Below are 21,916 nucleotides of genomic sequence, written 5' to 3'. Positions count from 1 at the left end.
AGGTCAGGGTTTGCCGGCTCTGCTCAGGGATTTGACCACCAGTTGTTCATAAAGATGGGCGTAGGGTTCCACGGCCTGACACCAGTTGAAGGGGGCCGACATGGCGCGGCAGCGCATGGCGTTCAGCAGGTCGGGGAAGGCGAAAACCTTGAAAGCGCGGCTTAATGCCTGCTCGTAGCTGTCCACGGTGGATTCGTTAAACAGAAAGCCGGTGATGCCATCTTCAATGGTGTCGGCCAGCCCGCCGGTGTTGCGCGCCACAGGCAATGAACCATAGCGTTGCGCGTACATTTGGCTCAGGCCGCAGGGTTCATAGCGCGAAGGCATCAACAGGAAGTCACTGCCAGCGAACATGCGTCGGGCGTCGGTTTCATTGAAGCCGATGCGCACGCCGATCTGGCCGGGGAAGCGCAAGGCCAGCTCGCGCATGGCTTGCTCTTCTTCAGGCTCGCCACGGCCAATGAGTGCGATTTGCCCACCGTTGGCCACGATGTAGGCGGCCACGCCTTGCGTGAGGTCCAGGCCTTTTTGGTACACCAGTCGCGAGACCACGGCAAACAGCGGGCCTTTGGACGGGGCCAGGCCAAACAGGCTGCGCACGTGATCGGCGTTGGTGGCCTTGCCTTGCCATTCACCGAGAGAGAACGGTGCTATCAGGTGCGGGTCGCTGGAGGCTTCCCAGCTTTCATCGATGCCATTCGGGATGCCGCTGAGCAGGCCTTGCTGGGTCTTGCTGTGCAAAAAGCCGTCCAGCCCGCAGCCAAAGGCCGGTGTGGTGATCTCTTGCGCGTAGGTGGCGCTTACGGTGGTGATGTGGCTTGAATAGGCCATACCCGCCTTGAGAAATGACAACTTGCCGTAGAACTCCATGCCTTCCTGTTGCAGGGCGTGGGACGGGATGCCCAGTTCCGGGCAGCAAGCAAGGCTGACCACGCCCTGATAGGCGAGGTTGTGAATGGTGAACAGCGTCGGCGTGCGCTGGCCGCGCCAGTGCATGTACGCCGGGGCCAGACCTGCAGGCCAGTCGTGGGCATGCACCAGGTCGGGCTGCCAGTGAATTTGCGCCAGATTGGCGGCGATATCGGCCGCCGCCAGCCCTAACCGGGCAAAGCGGATGTGGTTGTCGGGCCAGTCGCAGCCATTGTTGGCGCCGTAGGGCGTGCCTTCGCGCTCATACAGCTCGGGGCAGATCAATACGTAGATCACCAGCCCGTCCTTAAGGTCCATGCGCCCGATCTTGCACGGTGGCAGCGCGGCATGGCCGCCCAGTTCGCCGATCACGTGGATCGGGTTGTCGCTGTTCATCACCTGCGGATAACCCGGAATCAACACACGGACATCGTGCAAGTGGCGCATGGCGCGTGGCAACGCCGCTGAAACATCCCCCAAACCGCCGGTTTTAACCAGATCGGCCAGCTCGGAGGTCACAAACAGGACTTTCTTTTTATTCGGATTGATCGGGAGCGCTTCTGCGATCGGTACGGCTACTTTGCCAGCCGGTGTCCGGGTGGCACCGGCTATCACCTCATTGACCAGCGTATTCAGGCAATTCTGTGGGTTTGTCGCAGCAGCACTGATCATGGTGTTCTCCCGTTGTATTTATTGATCTGCCCCGACCCCTGGTCGGGTTCTTACTCACTTCCTGTGGGCAGGCACAACACTGCTTGGGTTATCGCGTGGTAATGCGCAAAGGGTGAGGAGGGCGTTGCAAGGATTGAACCAAGAATCGACGACCCTACTGTTAAGCTGACCCGGTGCAATTGCAGAAGGTTCGTTTTTTTTAGTGTTAAACATCCGAAGGATTTACGAAGCCATGAGTGTAGGAGAGAAGCCGGATTACGGACTTCTAAGTCATGGATAATGCGTAAGAAATTTATCTCCAATTGCGTCAGATCAATCTTCTTTGGTGGCGCGCGTGTCTTCGGGCAAACCTGTAGGCGCGAGGCAGCCGGATTAGAAGCAGTGTGCTCGTGGTTTTTTCACGTAGATGGCAGTAGATCGATGCAGAACTCAATCGTATCGCGCGATATGAGCTTATCGACTGCCGATAGGTGTAGTTCTACCAAGGAACGCGGGGGAGGGCCAACCGGGGGTTAGAACGATTTGGAATGAATCAGAACCCGGTGTTTTAAAGCCGACGGTTCGCCAGCCCGCCGTGACTGGCTTAATGCCTTGAAGCGCACGCGGGCTGGCTTTTCGGGGTCAGTTACCGGGGTACTCGGCAACGACCACATCTCGACCTTCTTGGGTCAGGCCGATCACCTGATAGGCGTCTTTGCGATCGCCCATCTCCATGCCGGGAGAGCCGATCGGCATGCCGGGAACGGCAATCCCTTTCAAGTCGTCGCGCCGGGTCAAGGCAACCACCTGGTCTGCGGGCACGTGGCCTTCGACGAATTTGCCGTTAATCACACCGGTGTGGCACGAGGCCAGTCGGGGCTGAACGCCGAGGCGCTGCTTGACGCTGCTCATGTCGGCTTCGACATGGTCATTGACCTTGAAGCCGTTCGCCTGCAGATGAGAAATCCAGGTTTTGCAGCAGCCGCAATTGGCATCGCGGTGAACATCAATGGTCAGGGGTTCGGCGGCGTGGGCCATGCCGCTCAGTAACAGGGCCGAGAGTGCGGCAACGCGCAGTGGGGTTTTCATTGAGGTCCTCTTCAGCTTAAAAGGCGCAGATGCAGCCTTGAGAAAATGTCAGCCTGACCGACACCTGCTGTCAGTCAACTGATGGCTGGATGACAGTTTTGTCAGGTTGGGGAGGGTTGCCAGGGATTCAAGGTGCCAGGCGTCGTTTATTGATTGAACCGCAGGCTGCCGCGAATCCCTTGCACTTGTGGTTCGGTGGCTTTGTAGCCGTCGGCGGGGCCTGCGTAAGACAGCGCGTAGGCGTGCGCCTCGCGGGTCGCGGCCACCAGCGTCTGGGTGATGACGTGGTTGCCGTTCTGGGTGATTTTGCAGGTGGTTTCGAGTGCCTTGAGGCCGCCCAGCGTGCTCGGGTGGATCTTGTTGCAGGCGCTTTGGTAACCGCCCTTGGCGAAGTTTTGCTGCAGGGTTTTACGCATTTGCAGCAAAACGGCCTCCATGTTGACCTGGTGCTCGGGCGCCAAGGTGGTCTGGGTCAGTTCCATCACCATCAGCGGGTCGCCGTTGGCGTCGTTCTTCACGGCGCGCTGGCGCTGGCCGTTGTCGTCCGGTGCGGGCGGCACGTCTTGAACCTCCCAGCCGGCGGGCCAGATGATGCGCGTTGCGTCGGCCAGGGCGGCAGGCACAGTGAGGGCGCAGATGAGTCCGATCAGCGCTGTGCAGCGGTGCGAGACAGTCATGGGAGGACAGGCCTTATGGGCGTAGGTTGGGTCAGCGGAGTGTATCAATAGGTGTCTGTAGATGGCTTTGGCCTAGCAAATGTTTTTTACCTTTGCTCAGCTAAACCTTTGCTTCTTATGTCTAATCCCGGACAATCGCGCCCTTCTTATGGCTGGGGCGTTGTCTGTAAGGTGTGTTTTGTCCGCCCCGGCCGCGTGGTAACGACCGGCTAGCGGAGATTCGACCGGATGAATGACCAGGCTAATAGCGTCGACGATTGTTTCGACGAGACACCCGCGACGCTCACTCGCTGGAACCGCCAAGACACCACCTGGATGCTGGGCCTGTTCGGCACAGCGATTGGCGCAGGCACACTGTTTTTACCGATCAACGCCGGGCTGGGCGGTTTCTGGCCGTTGTTGATTCTGGCGTTGCTCGCGTTCCCGATGACCTTTTACGCCCACCGGGGCCTGACCCGTTTTGTCCTCTCCGGGCGCGAGGGTTCTGACATCACGGACGTGGTCGAGGAACACTTCGGTCTCAAGGCCGGTGCAGTGATTACGCTGCTGTACTTCCTGGCCATCTTCCCGATTTTGCTCATCTACAGCGTGGCGCTGACCAACACGGTCGGCAGTTTCATGCTCAACCAACTGTCGATCACGCCGCCTCCCCGGGCGATTCTGTCGCTGGTGCTGATCCTCGGGCTGCTGGTGGTGGTACGTTGCGGCGAGCAAGTGATCGTCAAGGCCATGAGCATGATGGTTTACCCGTTCATCGTGGCGCTGCTGTTTTTGGCGGTGTTCCTGATCCCGCACTGGAACGGCGGCATTCTCACCACGGCCAGCACACTGCCGCAGCCTTCGGCGTTTCTGCATACGCTGTGGCTGGCGATTCCGGTGATGGTGTTTTCGTTTAACCATTCCCCGATCATCTCGGCCTTTGCCGTCGACCAGAAACGCCGCTATGGCGAGAACGCCGATGAGCGCAGCTCGCAGATCCTGTCCCGTGCGCACCTGCTGATGGTGGTCATGGTGCTGTTCTTTGTCTTTAGCTGCGTGCTGACCCTGACCCCGGCGCAACTGGCCGAAGCCAAGGCGCAAAACCTGTCGATCCTGTCGTACCTGGCCAACCATTTCAGCAACCCGACCATCGCGTTCGCTGCGCCGCTGATTGCCTTCGTGGCCATTGCCAAGTCGTTCCTCGGGCATTACATCGGGGCCAGCGAAGGCTTGAAAGGCCTGGTGCTGAAAACCGGCAAGCGTCCGGCAGCCAAAAGCCTGGACCGCATGACCGCCGCCTTCATGCTGATCGTGTGCTGGGCCGTGGCGACCCTTAACCCGAGCATCCTGGGCATGATCGAAAACATGGGCGGGCCGGTGATCGCGGCCATCCTGTTCCTGATGCCGATGTATGCCATCCGTCGTGTGCCAGCGATGCGCCAGTATGCGGGCACGATCTCCAACGTGTTCGTCACCGTGATCGGGCTGGTGGCCATCTCCTCGGTGGTCTATTCCCTGGCGCAAACCTTTCTCGCCTGAGTGGCGCTGTTGTCACTGCGCACGCGCGCAGTGACACCCCCTTGAGCACCGCGACGGCGCCTTCAGCGCGCCGTCGATCCCTTTGGGTCTGCGCGCTTGAAAAAGCCTTGACCCGCATCAATGTCGGACCTGCAAACACGCCTAGGCTGAAACCATTCATGCATCGGCAGGAGGTCCTGAATGAGCATCATCGTGACCGGGGCTGCGGGTTTTATCGGCAGCAACCTGGTGAAGGCGCTCAATGATCGCGGCGAGCGCGACATCATTGCGGTGGACGACCTGACTGACGGCGATAAATGCCGCAATCTGGCCGACTGTGATATTGCGGATTACTTCGACAAACGTGACTTCGTGCAGCGGTTTGCGGATCGCCAGTTGGGCGATATCCGTGCGGTTTTGCATCAGGGCGCTTGTTCCAGCACCGTGGAACGTGACGGTCGCTTCATGATGGAGAACAACTACCGCTACAGCTGCGCGTTATTGCAGGCCTGTCAGGACCAGTCGATCCCGCTGATTTACGCCTCGTCGGCGGCGGTCTATGGCGCCCATCGGGATTTTCGCGAGGTGCGCGAGTGCGAGCGGCCGCTCAACGTGTATGCCTGGTCCAAAAGCCTGTTTGATCAGAAAGTGCGCCAGTTACTGCCCAGGGCGCGCAGTCAGGTGGTGGGCTTGCGGTACTTCAATGTGTACGGCCTGCGCGAACAGCACAAAGGGCGCATGGCGTCGATGGTCTGGCATTGCTTCAACCAGTACCGCGAGCGGGGCTACGTCGAGTTGTTTGGCGAATATGGCGACTACCCGGCGGGCGGGCATCTGCGCGACTTTGTGTCGGTCGAGGATGTGGTCAACGTCAATCTTCACTGGCTGGACAACCCCCACGTCAGCGGTGTTTTCAACGTCGGCAGCGGGCGGCCGAGGGCGTTTAATGCGTTGGCGCTGGCCACCATCAATGAAGTGCGGGCGGCAGAAGGCCGTCCACCGCTGACCCTGGAGACCGCGTTACTGGAAGGGGTGATTCATTACGTTGAGTTTCCGGACAGCTTGAAGGGCAAATATCAGGTGTATACCTGTGCCGATCTGACTCAACTGCGTGAGGCAGGCTATCGGGCGCCGATGCTGGGGCTGGAGGAGGGCGTGAGCCGGTACGTCAGGGGGGTGCTGGAGCGCTGTTGAGTCGTTGAGCGCGCAGCTTGGCAGCGACTGCCTGATCGGGTCGTCGCTGCCGCCGGATGGGATAGATGTCGGCGGGTTACTTGACCGACAACAGGGCTTCCAGTTTTTCCTGATCGCGGGCGAACTGACGAATGCCCTCGGCCAGTTTTTCGGTGGCCATGGCGTCTTCGTTGGAGGCCCAGCGGAACTGCGCTTCGTTGAGGATCAGGCGCGGCTCGCCCGCATTGCCCGGGCTCAGTTTGCGTTCCAGCGGGCCGTCTTCCTGCGCGAGTTTTTCGATCAGGTCGGGGCTGATGGTCAGACGGTCGCAGCCCGCCAATTGCTCGATCTGGTTGAGGTTGCGGAAGCTCGCGCCCATGACCACGGTCTTGTAGTCATTGGCTTTGTAGTAGTTGTAGATGCGGGTTACCGATTGCACGCCCGGATCTTCGGCGCCGGTGTAGTCGATGCCGGTGGATTTTTTGTACCAGTCGTAAATGCGGCCCACGAACGGGGAAATCAGAAACACCCCCGCGTCGGCACAGGCGGCTGCCTGGGCAAACGAGAACAGCAGGGTCAGGTTGGTTTGAATGCCTGCCTTCTCCAGTTTCTCGGCGGCGCGGATCCCTTCCCAGGTCGATGCCAGCTTGATCAGCACGCGGTCACGGCCCACGCCTGCTTTGTCATACAGCTCGATCAACTGGTTGGCTTTTTGCAGCAAGGCCGGTTCGTCAAACGACAGGCGGGCATCGACTTCTGTCGAGATGCGCCCCGGAATCACTTTCAAGATACCGCTACCCACAGACACCGCGAAGTGATCGCAGGCCAGGCCGACATCGCCCTTGGCGTGGTTGATGGCGTTTTGCAAAAGTTCGGCATAGCCCGGCATCGCGGCCGCTTTGAGCAGCAGCGACGGGTTGGTGGTGGCGTCGACGGGTTTAAGGCGGGTAATCGCGTCGAGGTCGCCGGTGTCTGCGACCACGGTGGTGAACTGCTTGAGTTGTTCCAGCTTGGAAGTCATGGGCGTGCTCTGTCCGAAAAAGTGTAATGGCTGTACAGATTGAGTGCGTCGTCGATCAAAAGTTCGCAAAACATCAGGTCTGGCAGAATGCCGCCGATGACCCGGGTTATGCAACCGATGTCTGCGCCCAAACGCCTCTACAGGTGTTCGCAACCCGCGTTTTAGAGCTTCAGGGTGCCCCAGCCGGGCGGGCGCACGGCTTCGTCGCTGACCTGTACCGCCTCAATCGTCTTGCCCGTGGCTTGTTCGACCCGGCGCGCCACCTCGGGGTCGTCCGCGAACGGGATCAGGCTGGCGTCATCGATATCGCGCTCGGTCTGATGCTTGAGGCACCAGCTGATTGAGAAGTACAGGCTGGTCACAGCCAGCATGTTCAGGGCTATTTCTATCATGGTCACGGCTCCGTGCCCGTGGCGGCGCACACCCGCAGGTGTGCGCCGCGCAGGTCAGGCGATTTGCGCCGAGAGTTCGGCTTTTTTGAAGTCAGGGACGCGAACGGTGCGCCACACGTTGTAAGCCATCAGCAACATGCCCGTCAGGAAGAATATTCCGCCCACCAGGCGCACCACGAAGCCCGGGTGGCTGGCTTGCAGCGACTCCACAAAGGAGTAGGTCAAGGTGCCGTCATCGTTGATCGCCCGCCACATCAGGCCCTGGGTAATGCCGTTGACCCACATCGAGGCGATGTACAGCACGGTGCCGATCGTGGCCAGCCAGAAGTGCAGGTTGATCAGCGCCACGCTGTGCATCTGCTCACGGCCATAGAGTTTAGGGATCATGTGATAGACCGCGCCAAAGGTGATCATCGCCACCCAGCCCAGCGCCCCGGCGTGTACGTGGCCGATGGTCCAGTCAGTGTAGTGAGACAGGGCGTTGACAGTCTTGATCGCCATCATCGGACCTTCAAAGGTCGACATGCCGTAGAACGCCAGTGACAGCACCAGAAAGCGCAGGATCGGGTCGGTGCGCAACTTATGCCAGGCGCCCGACAGGGTCATCATGCCGTTGATCATGCCGCCCCAGCTCGGCGCCAGCAGAATGATCGACATGGCCATGCCCAGCGACTGGGCCCAGTCGGGCAGGGCGGTGTAGTGCAAGTGGTGCGGGCCGGCCCAGATGTACAGCGTAATCAGTGCCCAGAAATGCACGATAGACAGGCGATACGAGTAGATCGGACGTCCGACTTGTTTCGGAACGAAGTAGTACATCATTCCGAGGAACCCGGTGGTCAGGAAGAAGCCCACGGCGTTATGCCCGTACCACCACTGCACCATGGCGTCTGTGGCGCCGGCGTACACGGGGTAGGACTTGAACCAGTCCACGGGAATGGCCAGGTGGTTGACCACGTGCAGCATGGCAATCACCAGAATGAAGGCGCCAAAGAACCAGTTGCCGACATAAATGTGCTTGGTTTTGCGCTGCACCACCGTGGTGAAGAACACGATGGCGTAGGCCACCCACACCACCGTCATCCACACCGCACCGGTGAACTCGATCTCGGCGTATTCCTTGGTCGTGGTGTAACCCAGCGGCAGGGTGACCAGCATGATCACGATCACCGACTGCCAGCCCCAGAACGTGAAGGCCGCGAGTTTGTCGCTGAACAGCCGCACCTGACAGGTGCGCTGCACGGCGTAGTAACTGGCGGCAAACTGCGCGCTGCCGGCAAAGCCGAAAATCACCAGGCTGGTGTGCAGCGGTCGCAAGCGGCCGAAGGTGGTCCAGGGCAGGTCGAGGTTCATGGCGGGCCAGGCCAGTTGAGACGCGATCCATACGCCCATGGCCATGCCGATGACGCCCCACACCACGGTCATGATGGTGAACTGGCGGACGACCTTATAGTTATAGGCCTGCCCGTTTAGTGCTGTGCTCATGCTCAAGTCTTCCACGGTTCAAAGTCCTGCCAGACCACGTGGTCTGGCGCAAGGTGAACTGTAGGAACCCACCGCAGAACAAAACAGATCAAGAAAAACTTAAATACTACGGATCAGATTAAAAGGTGTTTTATTGGGCTTGGGTGTGTATCTGATCTGCTTTTTAGACGTCGTAACCCGTTCATTCTGCGTCTGCGCCGTATTGACGCAGGCAGCCCGTGACGATTTTCGAAAGCAGATTCACCCTTGGCATTAAAAGCGAGTGAATGAACGACGCTTTTCCATGGGTTGGCTATACCTAAAATACCGTGCGCATGCGGTGGCGCTTTCCACAGGAGTTTCACAATGAAGTTCGGCTTAATGATCGGTACGCTGTGCCTGGCCTCGATCGGGCTGGTCGGTTGTTCAAGCAATGTCACGCAGCCGGATGAGTATTCCGGTTTTTTGAAAGACTACAGCCGGCTCAAGGAAGCCAAATCGCCATCGGGTGCGGACGTGATGCGTTGGGTTGATCCCCAGTTGAAGGCTGGCCAGTACACCGCCGTGTACATCGAGCCGAGCCAGTTCTACCCGGCCCCCAAGCCCACCGCCAAAATCCCGCAAAGCACACTCACGGCCATCACCCATTACTACGATCAGGCCCTCAAGCGTGAATTGGGCAAATCGTTGCCTCTGGCCAGCGCCCCCGGTCCGGGTGTGATCGTGGTACGTCCGGCGATCACGGCGGTCAGCAGCCAGACGCAAAGCCTCAAGCCGTATGAATACATTCCGGTGGCGTTGGTGGCAGCGGCTGTGAGCACGGCCTCGGGTATTCGCGATCAGGAAACCGACCTGGCCACCGAGGCTGTCTTCATCGACGGCGGCTCGCAAAAGGTCGTGGCGCAGGTGGTGCGCAAAGGCACCGGCAAACCGCTGGAAAACGACAGTCAGGTGATGAAGGCCGACGACGTGAAAAACGTCATTGATGGCTGGGCTTCGGACTTGCACCAGTCGTATTTGAAACTCAAAAAGTAACGAAGCCTCGATGCTTGGGGCATTGAAGCAATGCCCCAACACGCTCGCAGCCGATCGGCACTTGGCCTGTGGCCTCCCGTCTTGGCAGCACGTGTGCGCGACGCGCGCTCAGGGCGTGCGATATGCACCTGACCTGTAGGGATTGTTCAACGATTTATCTAGAATCGTCTTTTTGTGATGGGCCGCATGAGATTTTGCAAGTGGGGCATAGGTCGATGGAATGTTTCGTGTTTAACTTCGGCCTCTTCAAAAACCGTCAAGAAGGACATCGTTCATGGCTCAAGTGACGCTTAAAGGCAATCCTGTTCAAGTTAACGGCCAGCTGCCAGCTGTAGGCTCCAAGGCACCTGCGTTCTCGCTGGTGGCGGGTGATTTGTCCGATGTAACGCTGGCAAACTTTGCCGGCAAGCGCAAAGTGCTGAACATCTTCCCAAGCGTTGACACCCCGACCTGCGCCACGTCGGTGCGCACGTTCAACACCAAGGCCAATGAGATCGCCAATACGGTCGTGCTGTGCATCTCCGCTGACCTGCCCTTTGCGCAGGCGCGTTTCTGCGGTGCAGAAGGCCTGGAAAACGTTAAAAACCTGTCGACCCTGCGTGGCGCAGAGTTCATTCAGAACTACGGTGTGGCCATTGCTGACGGCCCGCTCAAAGGCCTGACGGCCCGTGCCGTTGTGGTGCTGGACGAAAACGACAATGTGTTGCACAGCGAGCTGGTCAAAGAAATCGCTGATGAGCCGGACTACGAAGCAGCGCTGGCTGTTCTGAAGTAAGGTCACTCCTGCAACGCAAAACGGCCTGGCAGTCACTGTCAGGCCGTTTTTATTCAGTCCCTTCGCGTCGCTTTGGCCTGCACAGCGCTAAATCGCTGCCCTGAACCCGCCCCAGACACCCCGCTTACGTAAATACCCGGTAAAGAACCTTTTCTTAACGGTCCACACTGCTTATCGTTCAGCCTTCCTGAATATAAGCCCACGCGCCCAATGGTTGATCACTCCATGCAATCCACTGTTTCACACAAATCCCGTCGCTGGCTGGTTGGCCTTTTGCTCGTGTTGGTCGTCGTCGGCCTGTGCTGGTGGCTGTGGCCGTCTTCGTCGAAAAAACAGCAGGGCGCCCAGCCTGAAGGGCACACCGGCAAGTCGGGCATGATGCGTCCCGGTTTTGGCGGCTCGACCCTGGCGGTGCCGGTAAGGGTGTCTGAAGTGAAGCGCGGGGATTTCCCGGTGTTCTACAAGGCGCTGGGCACCGTGACGGCGCTCAACACCATCAATGTGCGCAGCCGCGTGGCAGGGGAGTTGGTCAAGGTTTACTTCAAGGAAGGGCAGAGGGTCAAAGCGGGCGACCTGCTGGCTGAAATCGATCCGCGCAGCTACCAAAATGCCTTGCTCCAGGCCGAAGGCACGCTGTTGCAGAACCAGGCCCAACTCAAGAATGCTCAAGTCGATGTGCAGCGCTATCGCGGCCTGTATGCCGAAGACAGTATCGCCAAGCAGACACTGGACACGGCCGAAGCGTTGGTCAGCCAGTACCAGGGCACCGTGAAAACCAATCAGGCAGCGGTCAACGACGCCAAGCTCAACCTCGAATTCACCAAGATCCGCGCGCCCATCAGCGGCCGCGTAGGCCTGCGCCAACTGGACGTCGGCAATCTGGTCGCGGCCAACGACACCACTGCGCTGGTGGTCATTACCCAGACCGAGCCGATTGTGGTCAGCTTCACCTTGCCCGAGAACGATCTGGCGCTGGTGATCGCGCGTTATCGTTCGGGCGCCAAATTGCCGGTTCAGGCGTGGGACCGCGGGGACCGCAAAGAGTTGGCAGTGGGTGTGTTGAGCAGCATCGACAACCAGATTGATATCACCACCGGCACCCTGAAATTCAAGGCGCTGTTCGAAAACCGTGACCAGGTGCTGTTCCCCAATCAGTTTGTGAACGTGCGCTTGCTGGCCGACACCCTCAAAAATGTGATTCTCGCGCCTTCGGCTGCTATTCAGTTCGGCACCAACGGTTCGTTCGTGTACGCCCTGGACGGCGACAACAAGGTCAAGATTCGCAGCATCAAAGTGGGCGCCACTGACGGCGACGTCACCGTGATTGAAGAAGGGCTGGCGCCGGGTGACCGCGTAGTGCTTGAAGGCACGGACCGCCTGCGTGATGGCGGCGCGGTCGAAGTGGTCAACGACAGCGCCGAGGTGCCTGCGACCCCGGCATCGCACCTGCAAGGCGGGCCAGCGGCGGGTGACGCTACGACCCCGGCCACCGACGCTGCCAAGACCAAGGCCCACGAATGAATCTGTCGCGGCTGTTTATCCTGCGCCCAGTCGCAACCACGCTGTGCATGCTGGCCATCGTGTTGTCCGGGATCATCGCCTACCGCCTGTTGCCGGTATCGGCCTTGCCTCAGGTGGATTACCCGACCATCCGTGTCATGACGCTGTACCCCGGCGCCAGCCCGGATGTGATGACCAGTGCCGTGACGGCGCCCCTGGAGCGCCAGTTCGGGCAGATGCCGGGGCTGACGCAAATGGCGTCCACCAGCTCTGGCGGCGCTTCGGTGCTGACCTTGCGCTTCAACCTCGACATCAACATGGACGTGGCCGAGCAGCAGGTGCAGGCCGCGATCAATGCCGCGAGCAACCTGTTGCCGAGCGATTTGCCAGCACCGCCGGTGTATAACAAGGTCAACCCGGCCGATACGCCGGTACTGACCTTGGCCATTACTTCCAAAACCATGCTGCTGCCCAAGCTCAATGACCTGGTCGATACGCGCATGGCGCAAAAGATCGCCCAGATCAGCGGCGTGGGCATGGTCAGCATCGCGGGCGGGCAGCGTCAGGCGGTGCGGATCAAAGTCAACCCTGAAGCCTTGGCGGCCAACGGCCTGAATCTGGCCGATGTGCGCGCGTTGATCGGTGCGTCCAACGTCAACCAGCCCAAGGGCAACTTTGACGGCCCGACCCGGGTGTCGATGCTCGACGCCAACGACCAGCTCAAAACCCCGCAGGAATACGCCGAGCTGATCCTCGCCTACAACAACGGCGCGCCTTTGCGCCTCAAGGACGTGGCCGAGATTGTCGACGGCGCCGAAAACGAGCGCCTCGCGGCCTGGGCCAACGAGAACCAGGCGGTCCTGCTCAATATCCAGCGCCAGCCGGGCGCCAACGTGATCGAAGTTGTCGATCGCATCAAGGCGCTGCTGCCCAGCATCACCGACAACTTGCCCGCGGGGATCGACGTCACGGTGCTCACCGACCGCACGCAAACCATTCGCGCTTCGGTGCGTGATGTGCAGCATGAACTGCTGATCGCCATCGCCCTGGTGGTGATGGTCACGTTCCTGTTTCTGCGCCGTGCCAGCGCCACCCTCATTCCCTCGATTGCCGTGCCGCTGTCATTGATCGGCACCTTCGGCGTGATGTACCTGGCGGGTTTTTCCATCAATAACCTGACCTTGATGGCGCTCACCATCGCCACCGGCTTTGTGGTGGACGATGCCATCGTGATGTTGGAAAACATCTCGCGCTACATCGAGGAAGGCGACAGCCCGATGCAGGCGGCGCTCAAAGGCGCCAAACAGATTGGCTTTACCCTGATTTCCCTGACGCTGTCGCTGATCGCCGTGTTGATTCCGTTGCTGTTCATGGCGGACGTGGTGGGGCGGTTGTTCCGCGAGTTTGCCATCACCCTGGCGGTGGCGATCCTGATCTCGCTGGTGGTGTCGCTGACCCTCACGCCGATGATGTGCGCGCGTTTGCTCAAGCCTGAACCCAAAGAAGAAGAGCAGGGCCGCTTTTACCGGGCCAGCGGTGCGTTCATCGACTGGATGATCGGGCAGTATGGCCGCCTGTTGCAGTGGGTACTCAAGCACCAGCCACTGACGTTGCTGGTGGCCATCGGCACGTTGGCCCTGACGGTGTTTCTGTACCTGATCGTGCCCAAGGGCTTCTTCCCGGTGCAGGACACCGGGGTGATACAAGGCATTTCCGAAGCGCCGCAGTCGATTTCGTTTGGCGCCATGAGCCAGCGTCAGCAGGAGCTGGGTGCAATCATCCTGCAAGACCCGGACGTTGAAAGCCTGTCGTCGTACATCGGTGTCGACGGCGATAACGCCACGCTCAACAGCGGCCGCATGCTGATCAACCTCAAGCCCCACAGCGAACGCAGCGACAGCGCCGCGCAGGTGATTGCGCGCCTGCAGCCGCAGCTCGACACATTGGTGGGCATCCGTCTGTTCATGCAGCCGGTGCAAGACTTGACCATTGAAGACCGGGTGAGCCGTACGCAGTATCAATTCAGCCTGTCATCCCCGGATGCCGACTTGCTGAGCACCTGGAGCCAAAAACTGGTCACCGCGTTGTCCAACCAGCCTGAGCTGACGGATGTCGCCAGCGACCTGCAGGACAAAGGCTTGCAGGTGTACCTGGTGATTGACCGCGATGCCGCTTCGCGCCTCGGGGTGTCGGTGGCCAATATCACCGATGCGCTGTACGACGCCTTCGGTCAGCGGCAGATTTCCACCATCTACACCCAGGCCAGCCAATACCGCGTGGTCTTGCAGGCGCAAGACGGCGAGAAAATCGGCCCGCAAGCGCTGGACCAGATCCATGTCAAAACCACCGACGGCGGGCAGGTGCGCTTGTCCAGCCTGGCCAAGGTCGAAGAGCGTCAGGCGCAACTGGCGGTGTCGCATATCGGCCAGTTCCCGTCCGTCATGGTGTCGTTCAATCTGGCCCCCGGCGTGGCGCTGGGGCAAGCCGTTGAGCTGATCGATCAGGTGCAAAAAGACATCGGCATGCCGGTGGGCGTGCAGACCCAATTCCAGGGCGCGGCGCAAGCGTTTCAGGCCTCGTTGTCGAGCACCTTGCTGCTGATTCTGGCGGCGGTGGTGACCATGTACATCGTGCTCGGTGTGCTTTACGAAAGTTACATTCACCCGATCACCATCCTGTCGACCTTGCCGTCGGCAGCGGTCGGGGCGTTGCTGGCGCTGATCCTCAGCGGCAATGATCTGGGGATGATCGCCATCATCGGCATCATCCTGTTGATCGGCATCGTGAAAAAGAACGCGATCATGATGATCGACTTTGCCCTCGACGCAGAGCGCAATCAGGGCATGGCCCCGGAACAGGCGATTTATCAGGCCGCCTTGCTGCGTTTCAGGCCGATCCTGATGACCACGCTGGCCGCCCTGTTCGGGGCCGTGCCGTTGATGCTGGCCACCGGCTCTGGCGCGGAACTGCGTCAGCCATTGGGTCTGGTCATGGTCGGCGGTTTGCTGGTGAGTCAGGTATTGACGCTGTTCACCACGCCGGTGATTTACCTGTACTTCGACCGCTTGGGCCGCCGCTGGCGCGGTGACGCGGGCGAACCTGAGCAGGCGCCGCTATGAACCTGTCCGGCCCTTTCATCCGGCGGCCCGTTGCCACCCTGCTGCTGAGCCTCGCGATCATGCTGCTGGGCGGGGTCAGTTTCGGCTTGTTGCCGGTTTCGCCCCTGCCACAGATGGACTTCCCGGTGATCGTGGTCTCGGCCAGCTTGCCGGGCGCCAGCCCCGAGGTCATGGCCTCCACGGTGGCCACTCCGCTGGAACGCTCATTCGGCGCGATTGCCGGGGTCAACACCATGAGCAGCCGTTCGAGTCAGGGCTCGACGCGGGTGATTCTGCAATTCGATCAGGACCGAGACATCAATGGCGCCGCCCGCGAAGTGCAAGCGGCGATCAACGCGTCACGCAACCTGTTGCCCAGCGGCATGCGCAGCATGCCGACCTACAAAAAGGTCAACCCGTCGCAAGCGCCCATCATGGTGCTTTCGCTGACCTCGGATGTGCTGTCCAAGGGCGAGCTGTACGACCTGGCCTCCACCATCCTGTCGCAAAGCCTGTCGCAAGTACCGGGGGTGGGCGAAGTGCAGATCGGCGGCAGTTCGCTGCCCGCCGTGCGCATCGAGCTGGAGCCGCAATTGCTCAACCAGTACGGCGTGTCGCTGGACGAGGTGCGCAACACCATTGCCAACGCCAACGTGCGCCGACCCAAGGGTGCGGTGTCCGATGGCGAGCGTAATTGGCAGATTCAGGCCAACGATCAACTGGAGAAGGCCAAGGATTACGAGCCGCTGATCATCCGCTATCAGGATGGCGCGGCGCTGCGCCTGAGCCATGTGGCCAAGGTTCAGGACAGTGTGGAAGACCGCTACAACAGTGGTTTTTTCAACAATGACGCGGCCGTATTGCTGGTGGTCAACCGGCAGGCGGGTGCCAACATTATCGAGACCGTGAACGCGATCAAGGCCCAGTTGCCTGCGCTGCAAGCGGTGTTGCCGGCCAGCGTGAAACTCAACCTGGCCATGGACCGCTCGCCGGTGATCAAGGCCACCTTGCATGAAGCGGAGATGACCTTGCTGATCGCCGTGGCGCTGGTGATTCTGGTGGTGTTCCTGTTTCTCGGCAATTTTCGCGCTTCGCTGATTCCGACGCTGGCCGTACCCGTTTCGCTGGTGGGCACCTTTGCCATCATGTACCTCTACGGTTTTTCGCTGAACAACCTGTCGCTGATGGCGCTGATTCTGGCCACGGGGCTGGTGGTGGACGATGCGATTGTGGTGCTGGAGAACATCTCGCGTCACATCGATGCCGGGATCGCGCCGATGAAGGCGGCGTACCTGGGGGCGAAGGAAGTCGGGTTTACCCTGTTGTCGATGAACGTGTCGCTGGTGGCGGTGTTCCTGTCGATCCTGTTCATGGGCGGCATCATTGAAAGCCTGTTCCGCGAGTTCTCCATCACCCTGGCCGCGTCCATCGTGGTGTCGCTGGTGGTGTCGCTGACCTTGACCCCGATGCTCTGCGCCCGCTGGCTCAAGCCCCATGTGCCGGGCACTGAAAACGCCATGCAGCGCTGGAGCAACAGGCTCAACGAGCGCATGGTCAACGGTTATGCCCGCAGCCTGGACTGGGTGCTGCGGCACAAGCGGCTGACCCTGTTCAGTTTGCTGGTCACCATTGGGGTCAACGTGGCGCTGTACGTGGTGGTGCCCAAAACCTTCATGCCGCAGCAGGACACCGGGCAATTGATCGGGTTCGTGCGCGGGGATGACGGCCTGTCGTTCAGCGTGATGCAGCCCAAGATGGAAATATTCCGCAAAGCCGTGCTGGCTGACCCGGCGGTTGAGAGCGTGGCGGGCTTCATTGGCGGCAACGGTGGCACCAACAACGCCCTCATGATCGTGCGCCTCAAGCCGATTTCCGAGCGCAAGATTTCGGCGCAAAAGGTCATTGAGCGCCTGCGCGAAACCCTGCCTAAGGTCCCGGGCGGGCGCCTGATGTTGATGGCCGATCAGGATTTGCAGTTTGGCGGCGGTCGCGAGCAAACCAGTTCGCAATATTCGTACATCTTGCAAAGCGGCGACCTCAGCGAGCTGCGCACCTGGTACCCGAAAGTGGTCGAAGCCCTCAAGGCGCTGCCAGAGCTGACCGCCATTGACGCCCGTGAGGGGCGCGGCGCGCAGCAAGTCACGCTGGTGGTCGACCGCGATCAAGCCAAGCGCCTCGGGGTGGACATGAACATGGTCACCGCCGTGCTCAACAACGCCTACAGCCAACGTCAGATTTCGACCATTTACGACAGCCTGAACCAGTACCGGGTGGTCATGGAGGTCAACCCCCAATACGCCCGAGACCCGGAAACCCTGAATCAGGTGCAAGTCATCACGGCGGACGGGCAGCGCATCCCGCTGTCCACCATCGCCCATTATGAAAACAGCCTGCAAGACGACCGGGTCGAACACGAAGGGCAGTTTGCCTCGGAAACCATTGCCTTCGACCTGGCCAACGGCGTGTCGCTGGAGCAGGGCACGGCGGCCATCGAGCGGGCCATTGCCAAACTCGGTTTGCCTGAAGACGTGATCGCCAAAATGGCCGGCACCGGCGATGCCTTTGCTGCCACGCAAAAAAGCCAGCCGTTTATGATCCTGGGCGCGCTGGTGGCGGTGTACCTGGTGCTGGGGATTCTGTACGAAAGCTACATTCACCCGCTGACCATTCTCTCGACCTTGCCTTCGGCCGGGGTGGGCGCGCTGTTGAGCATTTACCTCACTGGCGGGGAGTTCAGCCTGATCTCGCTGCTGGGGCTGTTCCTGTTGATCGGCGTGGTCAAGAAAAACGCCATTCTGATGATCGACCTGGCCTTGCAGCTGGAGCGCCACGCGGGCATGAGCCCGCAGGAGTCGATTCGCAGTGCCTGCCTGCAACGTTTACGGCCGATCCTGATGACCACGCTCGCCGCCTTGCTGGGCGCCTTGCCGCTGATGCTCAGCCATGCCGAAGGCGCAGAAATGCGTCAGCCACTGGGTCTGACCATTATCGGCGGCCTGATTTTCAGCCAGATTTTGACCCTGTACACCACCCCGGTGGTTTACCTCTATCTCGACCGTGTGCGCCATCGCTTCAACCAATGGCGCGGCGTGCGCACTGATGCAGCCCTGGAAACTCCGCTATGACGTCTCGTTTGCTTGACCTTGCCCCGGCCTTGTCGCCTCAACGTTGGGCGTTGGCCCGTGGCTCGCGCCTGCTGGGGCTGGTGTTGTCCGGGCTGTTGCTCAGTGCCTGCGCCGTTGGCCCGGATTATCAGCGCCCCGAAGCGGCCACGCCGGTGGCCTTCAAGGAAGCCGCGGGCTGGCGCCAGGCCACCCCCGGCGATGCGCTGGAAAGAGGTGCGTGGTGGGAGTTGTACGGTGATCCCCAGCTCAACGGGCTGGTGGAATCCCTCAACCGCTCCAACCAGACCGTGGCGCAGTCCGAAGCCCAGTTCCGTCAGGCCCAAGCCCTGGTGCGCAGCGCGCGCGGTGCGTTCTTTCCCAGTGCCGACCTGAGCGTGGGCAAGACCCGTTCGAGTCAGGGCACGGGCAGTTCCAATTCCAGCCTGACCAGTTCCAGCAGCGGCATTCGCGACACCCTCAACGCCCAGGTCGGCGTGAGCTGGGAGGCTGACGTGTGGGGCAAATTGCGACGCGGGCTGGAGGCCGACACCGCCAGCGCCGAAGCCAGCCTGGCCGATCTGGCCGCCATGCGCCTGAGCCAGCAGTCCGAGCTGGTGCAGAACTACCTGCAATTGCGGGTGATCGACCAGCAAAAGCGCTTGCTGGAGGCCACCGTACAGGCCTATGAGCGTTCGCTGAAAATGAGCGAAAACCAGTACCGGGCCGGGATCTCCGGCAAAGATGCCGTGGCCCAGGCGCAAACCCAGTTGCGCAACACTCAAGCCAACCTGATCGACCTGATCTGGCAACGCGCGCAGTTTGAAAACGCAATCGCAGTGCTGACCGGTCAGCCGCCCGCCGGTTTCAAGCTGGCTGAAAGCCAGAGCGTGCCCGCGTTGCCGTCCATTCCCCTGAGCGTGCCCTCACAGTGGCTGGAGCGGCGTCCGGACATCGCGTCGGCAGAGCGCGCGATCATAGCCGCCAACGCCAATATCGGCGTGGCCAAGGCGGCCTACTACCCGGATTTCAGCCTGAGCTTGCAGGGCGGGTACAGCAGCAGTACCTACGAAGACTGGATCAGCGTGCCGAACCGCTTCTGGTCGGTGGGGCCTAAACTGTCGCTGCCGTTGTTCGACGGGGGCCAGCGCTCGGCTGAAGTGGATCGCAATGAAGCGGTCTACGACCAGACGGTCGCCAAATACCGCCAGACCGTGCTGGATGGTTTTCGCGAGGTGGAAAATTACCTGGCGCAGTTGAAAGTGCTGGAGGACGAGGCCGTGGTGCAACGTCAGGCGCTGGAGTCGGCCCGCGAGTCACTGCGTTTGACCCGCAATCAGTACAAGGCCGGTTTGATTGCCTATCTGGATGTGGTGGTGGTGCAAGCCACGGCCCTGAATGCGGAGCGCACCATGCTCACGCTGGAGCAAAATCGTTTGCTTGCCAGCGTGAAACTGATTGCCGCGCTGGGCGGTGGCTGGGACGGCAACACCGATCTGAGCGCCCGTGAAAAGGCTGACAAGCCGTAACGCCGTGGGGGGTTAACGATGAAACGTAAACCGGTCTTTGCCAGCGTTTTTTGACGCGTACAGCGCTTTGTCGGCCTTGGCCAGCGCCTGGTTCAGGGTGTCCTGATCCTCAACCCTGACCAGGCCGATGCTGACGGTCACCGGATGGGCCGCCGGGTCATTGCGCACCCGGCTGCACAGCGCCGTCATCAGTGCCTCGACATCTTCGCGCCGCACACCGGATAGGTACACTGCGAATTCTTCGCCCCCCAATCGTGCATATTCATACCCGCGCATGACGGCTTTGATGCTGGCGGCTGTGCGCTTGAGCACTTCATCGCCGATGTCATGGCCGTACAGGTCATTCACTTTTTTAAAATTGTCGATGTCGATCATCGCCAGATAGTGGTCGTGTTCGCGCGGAAGCTGGGTCAGCAAATCGGTGGCGCGGGCCATGAAAGAACGTCGGTTGGGGATCTCGGTCAGGGTGTCGATGTACGCCTGAGTCAGCAACAGCTTGGACATGGTGTAGTTGTAGAGTTTGATTTGCCGCAGCTTGAAAAAACTGTAAATGGTCAGGCCGCTGAGAAACACGAAGTAACACAGGATCAACGTGCCGCGCAGGTCGAAGAATTCGACATCGGTCATCAAAAACGGGTTGAGCACGACCCAGGTCGCCCCGACCACCGACAGAAAGCCCCAGCGGCTCAGGGGCAGCACCGAGGCGTTGTACAGCAGGCTGGACGTGGCAAGGATCAACCAGATGGGCTGTGCGTTATCGGGCAAGCCAAACACGATCAGGCGAATGCCCGACGTAATCACCAGCACATAAATCAGGTTGAGTACGTCGAAGTGACGGGCCTTGCGGATAAACCCGAGCACGATGGTCAGCACCACCATGGTTCCGAAATAGAGCATTGAGAGGGCGGTAAAGCCTTGCTGGCCCTTGAAGCTGACAATCAGGTCGAACAGTAGCCAGATCACGATGCTGGCGATGTAGGTCAGCCTGCAGAAGGTGCGCAGCTTTTCAAAATCGTGTTGGGCAAATTCAGCTTGCAAAGCAGAAGGCGCGGCGTGCTTTGAGATTTCATTTTCGATGGTCTTGAGCATTGCAAGCCTTGATCACGGTCGTTGAAGAGGGCGTCCAGCGGTCGCGGATCCACCTCATCAAGGGCATCAAGATAAAGCCCCGGACCACGCACCGATAACCCTAGCAGGACTTTGAGGGGTAACCGTGCGGATCGTTCAGGGGCCTTGGCAATGCGCAGCACGCGCTCAGTCGGCATGGGAAAGTACCTCGCCCACGCTGCGGCGGCGGGCGTAGTGTTCACTGGTACGGATCAGCTCTTCGAGATCCTGGGGGGTGACATCAATGAACGCGTCCATCTTGGCCAGCGCCTGTTGCAAGTCCTCGGCGGTAATGCCGGGATCCCCTTCGTCGGGGGGCGTTATCACGCTGGGGGCGGGTTCGGCGGCCTTTTTCGGATAGCGCACACGGGTCAGGTTGTTGTAGGCCAGTGCCGCGAGGAGCATGCACACGGCACTGAGCATGACCGGGGCCAGCAGCTCCCAGCCCAGGCGGGCGCTGTCCGGGTCCGCCAGGACCACCAGCAGGGCCAGCGCCCCGGCCGGCGGGTGCAGGCAGCGCAGCAGGCACATCACCAACAGCGCAATGCCGACGGCCAGGCAGGCGCTGGCTAAGTCCCGGCCGAAAAAATGCACGACGATCAGCGACACGACAGTGGCGCACAGGTAGCCGCCGAGGATCGACCACGGCTGCGCCAGTGCCCCGGAGGAGACGGCAAATAAGAGAATCGCGGAAGCGCCCAGCGGGCCGATCAGGTGCATGGCGATGGGCAGGCCAAAAAACAGGCTGCACAGCCACACGCTAAACAGGGTGCCCAGGGACACGCCAAGGGCGGCGCGGCTCCATTCAAGGGGGCGGGTATGTGTAGCCGCAGGCAAAAGGCGGCTGATCCAGCGGGTTTGCATGGTGGGGAGCGTCCGGGAGGGTCAGTCAGCAGGTCAA

At 60.4% G+C, this 21,916-nt stretch carries 16 protein-coding genes; 8 read left to right on the top strand and 8 right to left on the bottom strand.

What is annotated here, in order from left to right; translation table 11 throughout:
- Positions 1-3 precede the first annotated feature (3 nt).
- The 3 genes from glgA to TU74_RS08945 all read right to left on the bottom strand — a co-directional run bounded on the left by glgA (position 4) and on the right by TU74_RS08945 (position 3,326).
- Complete coding sequence (glgA, locus tag TU74_RS08955; protein ID WP_048376111.1) at positions 4-1,581, bottom strand: glycogen synthase GlgA; 1,578 nt, start codon at positions 1,579-1,581, stop codon at positions 4-6.
- 621 nt (positions 1,582-2,202) lie between these two features.
- Positions 2,203-2,649 (bottom strand): DUF411 domain-containing protein, encoded by a 447-nt coding sequence (locus tag TU74_RS08950; RefSeq protein ID WP_047274876.1) that lies wholly within the window; start codon positions 2,647-2,649, stop codon positions 2,203-2,205.
- 146 nt (positions 2,650-2,795) lie between these two features.
- Entirely contained in the window at positions 2,796-3,326 is a 531-nt protein-coding gene (locus TU74_RS08945; protein WP_048376109.1) for a DUF4946 domain-containing protein, read from the bottom strand.
- A 228-nt stretch (positions 3,327-3,554) separates the two neighbouring features.
- Here TU74_RS08945 and TU74_RS08940 point away from each other — a divergent pair, with 228 nt between their 5' ends.
- Both TU74_RS08940 and rfaD read left to right on the top strand, forming a co-directional pair.
- Entirely contained in the window at positions 3,555-4,844 is a 1,290-nt protein-coding gene (locus TU74_RS08940; protein WP_048376106.1) for a serine/threonine transporter, read from the top strand.
- Positions 4,845-5,024: 180 nt separating this feature from the next.
- Entirely contained in the window at positions 5,025-6,017 is a 993-nt protein-coding gene (gene rfaD / locus TU74_RS08935) for an ADP-glyceromanno-heptose 6-epimerase (protein ID WP_048376104.1), read from the top strand.
- Positions 6,018-6,093: 76 nt separating this feature from the next.
- On the opposite strand, the gene tal is transcribed toward rfaD, so the two are convergent.
- From tal to ccoN, 3 genes are all read right to left on the bottom strand, one after another.
- On the bottom strand, positions 6,094-7,017 hold the full coding sequence (gene tal, locus TU74_RS08930; RefSeq protein ID WP_048376102.1) for a transaldolase: 924 nt from the start codon (positions 7,015-7,017) through the stop codon (positions 6,094-6,096).
- A gap of 161 nt (positions 7,018-7,178) precedes the next feature.
- Entirely contained in the window at positions 7,179-7,409 is a 231-nt protein-coding gene (locus tag TU74_RS08925) for a hypothetical protein (protein ID WP_047274864.1), read from the bottom strand.
- 54 nt (positions 7,410-7,463) lie between these two features.
- Positions 7,464-8,891 (bottom strand): cytochrome-c oxidase, cbb3-type subunit I, encoded by a 1,428-nt coding sequence (gene ccoN / locus TU74_RS08920; protein ID WP_048376191.1) that lies wholly within the window; start codon positions 8,889-8,891, stop codon positions 7,464-7,466.
- A gap of 345 nt (positions 8,892-9,236) precedes the next feature.
- Here ccoN and TU74_RS08915 point away from each other — a divergent pair, with 345 nt between their 5' ends.
- The 6 genes from TU74_RS08915 (at position 9,237) to TU74_RS08890 (ending at position 19,908) form a co-directional block, all read left to right on the top strand.
- Positions 9,237-9,905 (top strand): DUF3313 domain-containing protein, encoded by a 669-nt coding sequence (locus tag TU74_RS08915; protein WP_047274862.1) that lies wholly within the window; start codon positions 9,237-9,239, stop codon positions 9,903-9,905.
- A 274-nt stretch (positions 9,906-10,179) separates the two neighbouring features.
- Positions 10,180-10,680: a thiol peroxidase gene (gene tpx, locus TU74_RS08910; RefSeq protein WP_048376099.1), complete on the top strand. Its 501-nt coding sequence runs from the start codon at positions 10,180-10,182 to the stop codon at positions 10,678-10,680.
- Between the two features lie 210 nt (positions 10,681-10,890).
- Positions 10,891-12,201, top strand: coding sequence for an MdtA/MuxA family multidrug efflux RND transporter periplasmic adaptor subunit (locus TU74_RS08905; RefSeq protein ID WP_048376097.1), 1,311 nt, complete (start codon positions 10,891-10,893; stop codon positions 12,199-12,201).
- On the top strand, positions 12,198-15,299 hold the full coding sequence (locus tag TU74_RS08900; protein WP_047274856.1) for an MdtB/MuxB family multidrug efflux RND transporter permease subunit: 3,102 nt from the start codon (positions 12,198-12,200) through the stop codon (positions 15,297-15,299). Before TU74_RS08905 ends, TU74_RS08900 begins: the two co-directional genes overlap by 4 nt.
- On the top strand, positions 15,296-18,403 hold the full coding sequence (locus TU74_RS08895; RefSeq protein WP_047277187.1) for an efflux RND transporter permease subunit: 3,108 nt from the start codon (positions 15,296-15,298) through the stop codon (positions 18,401-18,403). The genes TU74_RS08900 and TU74_RS08895 overlap by 4 nt, the downstream gene beginning before the upstream one ends.
- Entirely contained in the window at positions 18,400-19,908 is a 1,509-nt protein-coding gene (locus TU74_RS08890; protein WP_080963734.1) for an efflux transporter outer membrane subunit, read from the top strand. Before TU74_RS08895 ends, TU74_RS08890 begins: the two co-directional genes overlap by 4 nt.
- Before the next feature lie 12 nt (positions 19,909-19,920).
- Here the strand turns inward: TU74_RS08890 and TU74_RS08885 are convergent, their stop codons facing one another.
- On the bottom strand, positions 19,921-20,997 hold the full coding sequence (locus TU74_RS08885; RefSeq protein ID WP_048376095.1) for a GGDEF domain-containing protein: 1,077 nt from the start codon (positions 20,995-20,997) through the stop codon (positions 19,921-19,923).
- Positions 20,998-21,162: 165 nt separating this feature from the next.
- Entirely contained in the window at positions 21,163-21,879 is a 717-nt protein-coding gene (locus tag TU74_RS08880; protein ID WP_047277183.1) for an HPP family protein, read from the bottom strand.
- Between the last annotated feature and the right edge of the window lie 37 nt (positions 21,880-21,916).

The organism is Pseudomonas lundensis, assembly GCF_001042985.1.
GTDB classification, from domain to species: Bacteria; Pseudomonadota; Gammaproteobacteria; order Pseudomonadales; family Pseudomonadaceae; genus Aquipseudomonas; species Aquipseudomonas lundensis.
The sequence above is the reverse complement of the archived record's forward strand: the minus strand, read 5'-3'. Positions and strand labels throughout refer to the sequence as shown.

Excerpts from the sequence above, each read along its gene's own strand:
- ccoN (WP_048376191.1), bottom strand. The coding sequence starts at position 8,891 with ATGAGCACAGCACTAAACGGGCAGGCCTATAACTATAAGGTCGTCCGC.
- rfaD (WP_048376104.1), top strand. The coding sequence starts at position 5,025 with ATGAGCATCATCGTGACCGGGGCTGCGGGTTTTATCGGCAGCAACCTG.
- TU74_RS08940 (WP_048376106.1), top strand. The coding sequence starts at position 3,555 with ATGAATGACCAGGCTAATAGCGTCGACGATTGTTTCGACGAGACACCC.
- TU74_RS08925 (WP_047274864.1), bottom strand. The coding sequence starts at position 7,409 with ATGATAGAAATAGCCCTGAACATGCTGGCTGTGACCAGCCTGTACTTC.
- TU74_RS08945 (WP_048376109.1), bottom strand. The coding sequence starts at position 3,326 with ATGACTGTCTCGCACCGCTGCACAGCGCTGATCGGACTCATCTGCGCC.
- TU74_RS08950 (WP_047274876.1), bottom strand. The coding sequence starts at position 2,649 with ATGAAAACCCCACTGCGCGTTGCCGCACTCTCGGCCCTGTTACTGAGC.
- TU74_RS08885 (WP_048376095.1), bottom strand. The coding sequence starts at position 20,997 with ATGCTCAAGACCATCGAAAATGAAATCTCAAAGCACGCCGCGCCTTCT.
- TU74_RS08900 (WP_047274856.1), top strand. The coding sequence starts at position 12,198 with ATGAATCTGTCGCGGCTGTTTATCCTGCGCCCAGTCGCAACCACGCTG.
- tal (WP_048376102.1), bottom strand. The coding sequence starts at position 7,017 with ATGACTTCCAAGCTGGAACAACTCAAGCAGTTCACCACCGTGGTCGCA.
- TU74_RS08880 (WP_047277183.1), bottom strand. The coding sequence starts at position 21,879 with ATGCAAACCCGCTGGATCAGCCGCCTTTTGCCTGCGGCTACACATACC.
- tpx (WP_048376099.1), top strand. The coding sequence starts at position 10,180 with ATGGCTCAAGTGACGCTTAAAGGCAATCCTGTTCAAGTTAACGGCCAG.
- TU74_RS08895 (WP_047277187.1), top strand. The coding sequence starts at position 15,296 with ATGAACCTGTCCGGCCCTTTCATCCGGCGGCCCGTTGCCACCCTGCTG.
- glgA (WP_048376111.1), bottom strand. The coding sequence starts at position 1,581 with ATGATCAGTGCTGCTGCGACAAACCCACAGAATTGCCTGAATACGCTG.
- TU74_RS08905 (WP_048376097.1), top strand. The coding sequence starts at position 10,891 with ATGGTTGATCACTCCATGCAATCCACTGTTTCACACAAATCCCGTCGC.
- TU74_RS08915 (WP_047274862.1), top strand. The coding sequence starts at position 9,237 with ATGAAGTTCGGCTTAATGATCGGTACGCTGTGCCTGGCCTCGATCGGG.
- TU74_RS08890 (WP_080963734.1), top strand. The coding sequence starts at position 18,400 with ATGACGTCTCGTTTGCTTGACCTTGCCCCGGCCTTGTCGCCTCAACGT.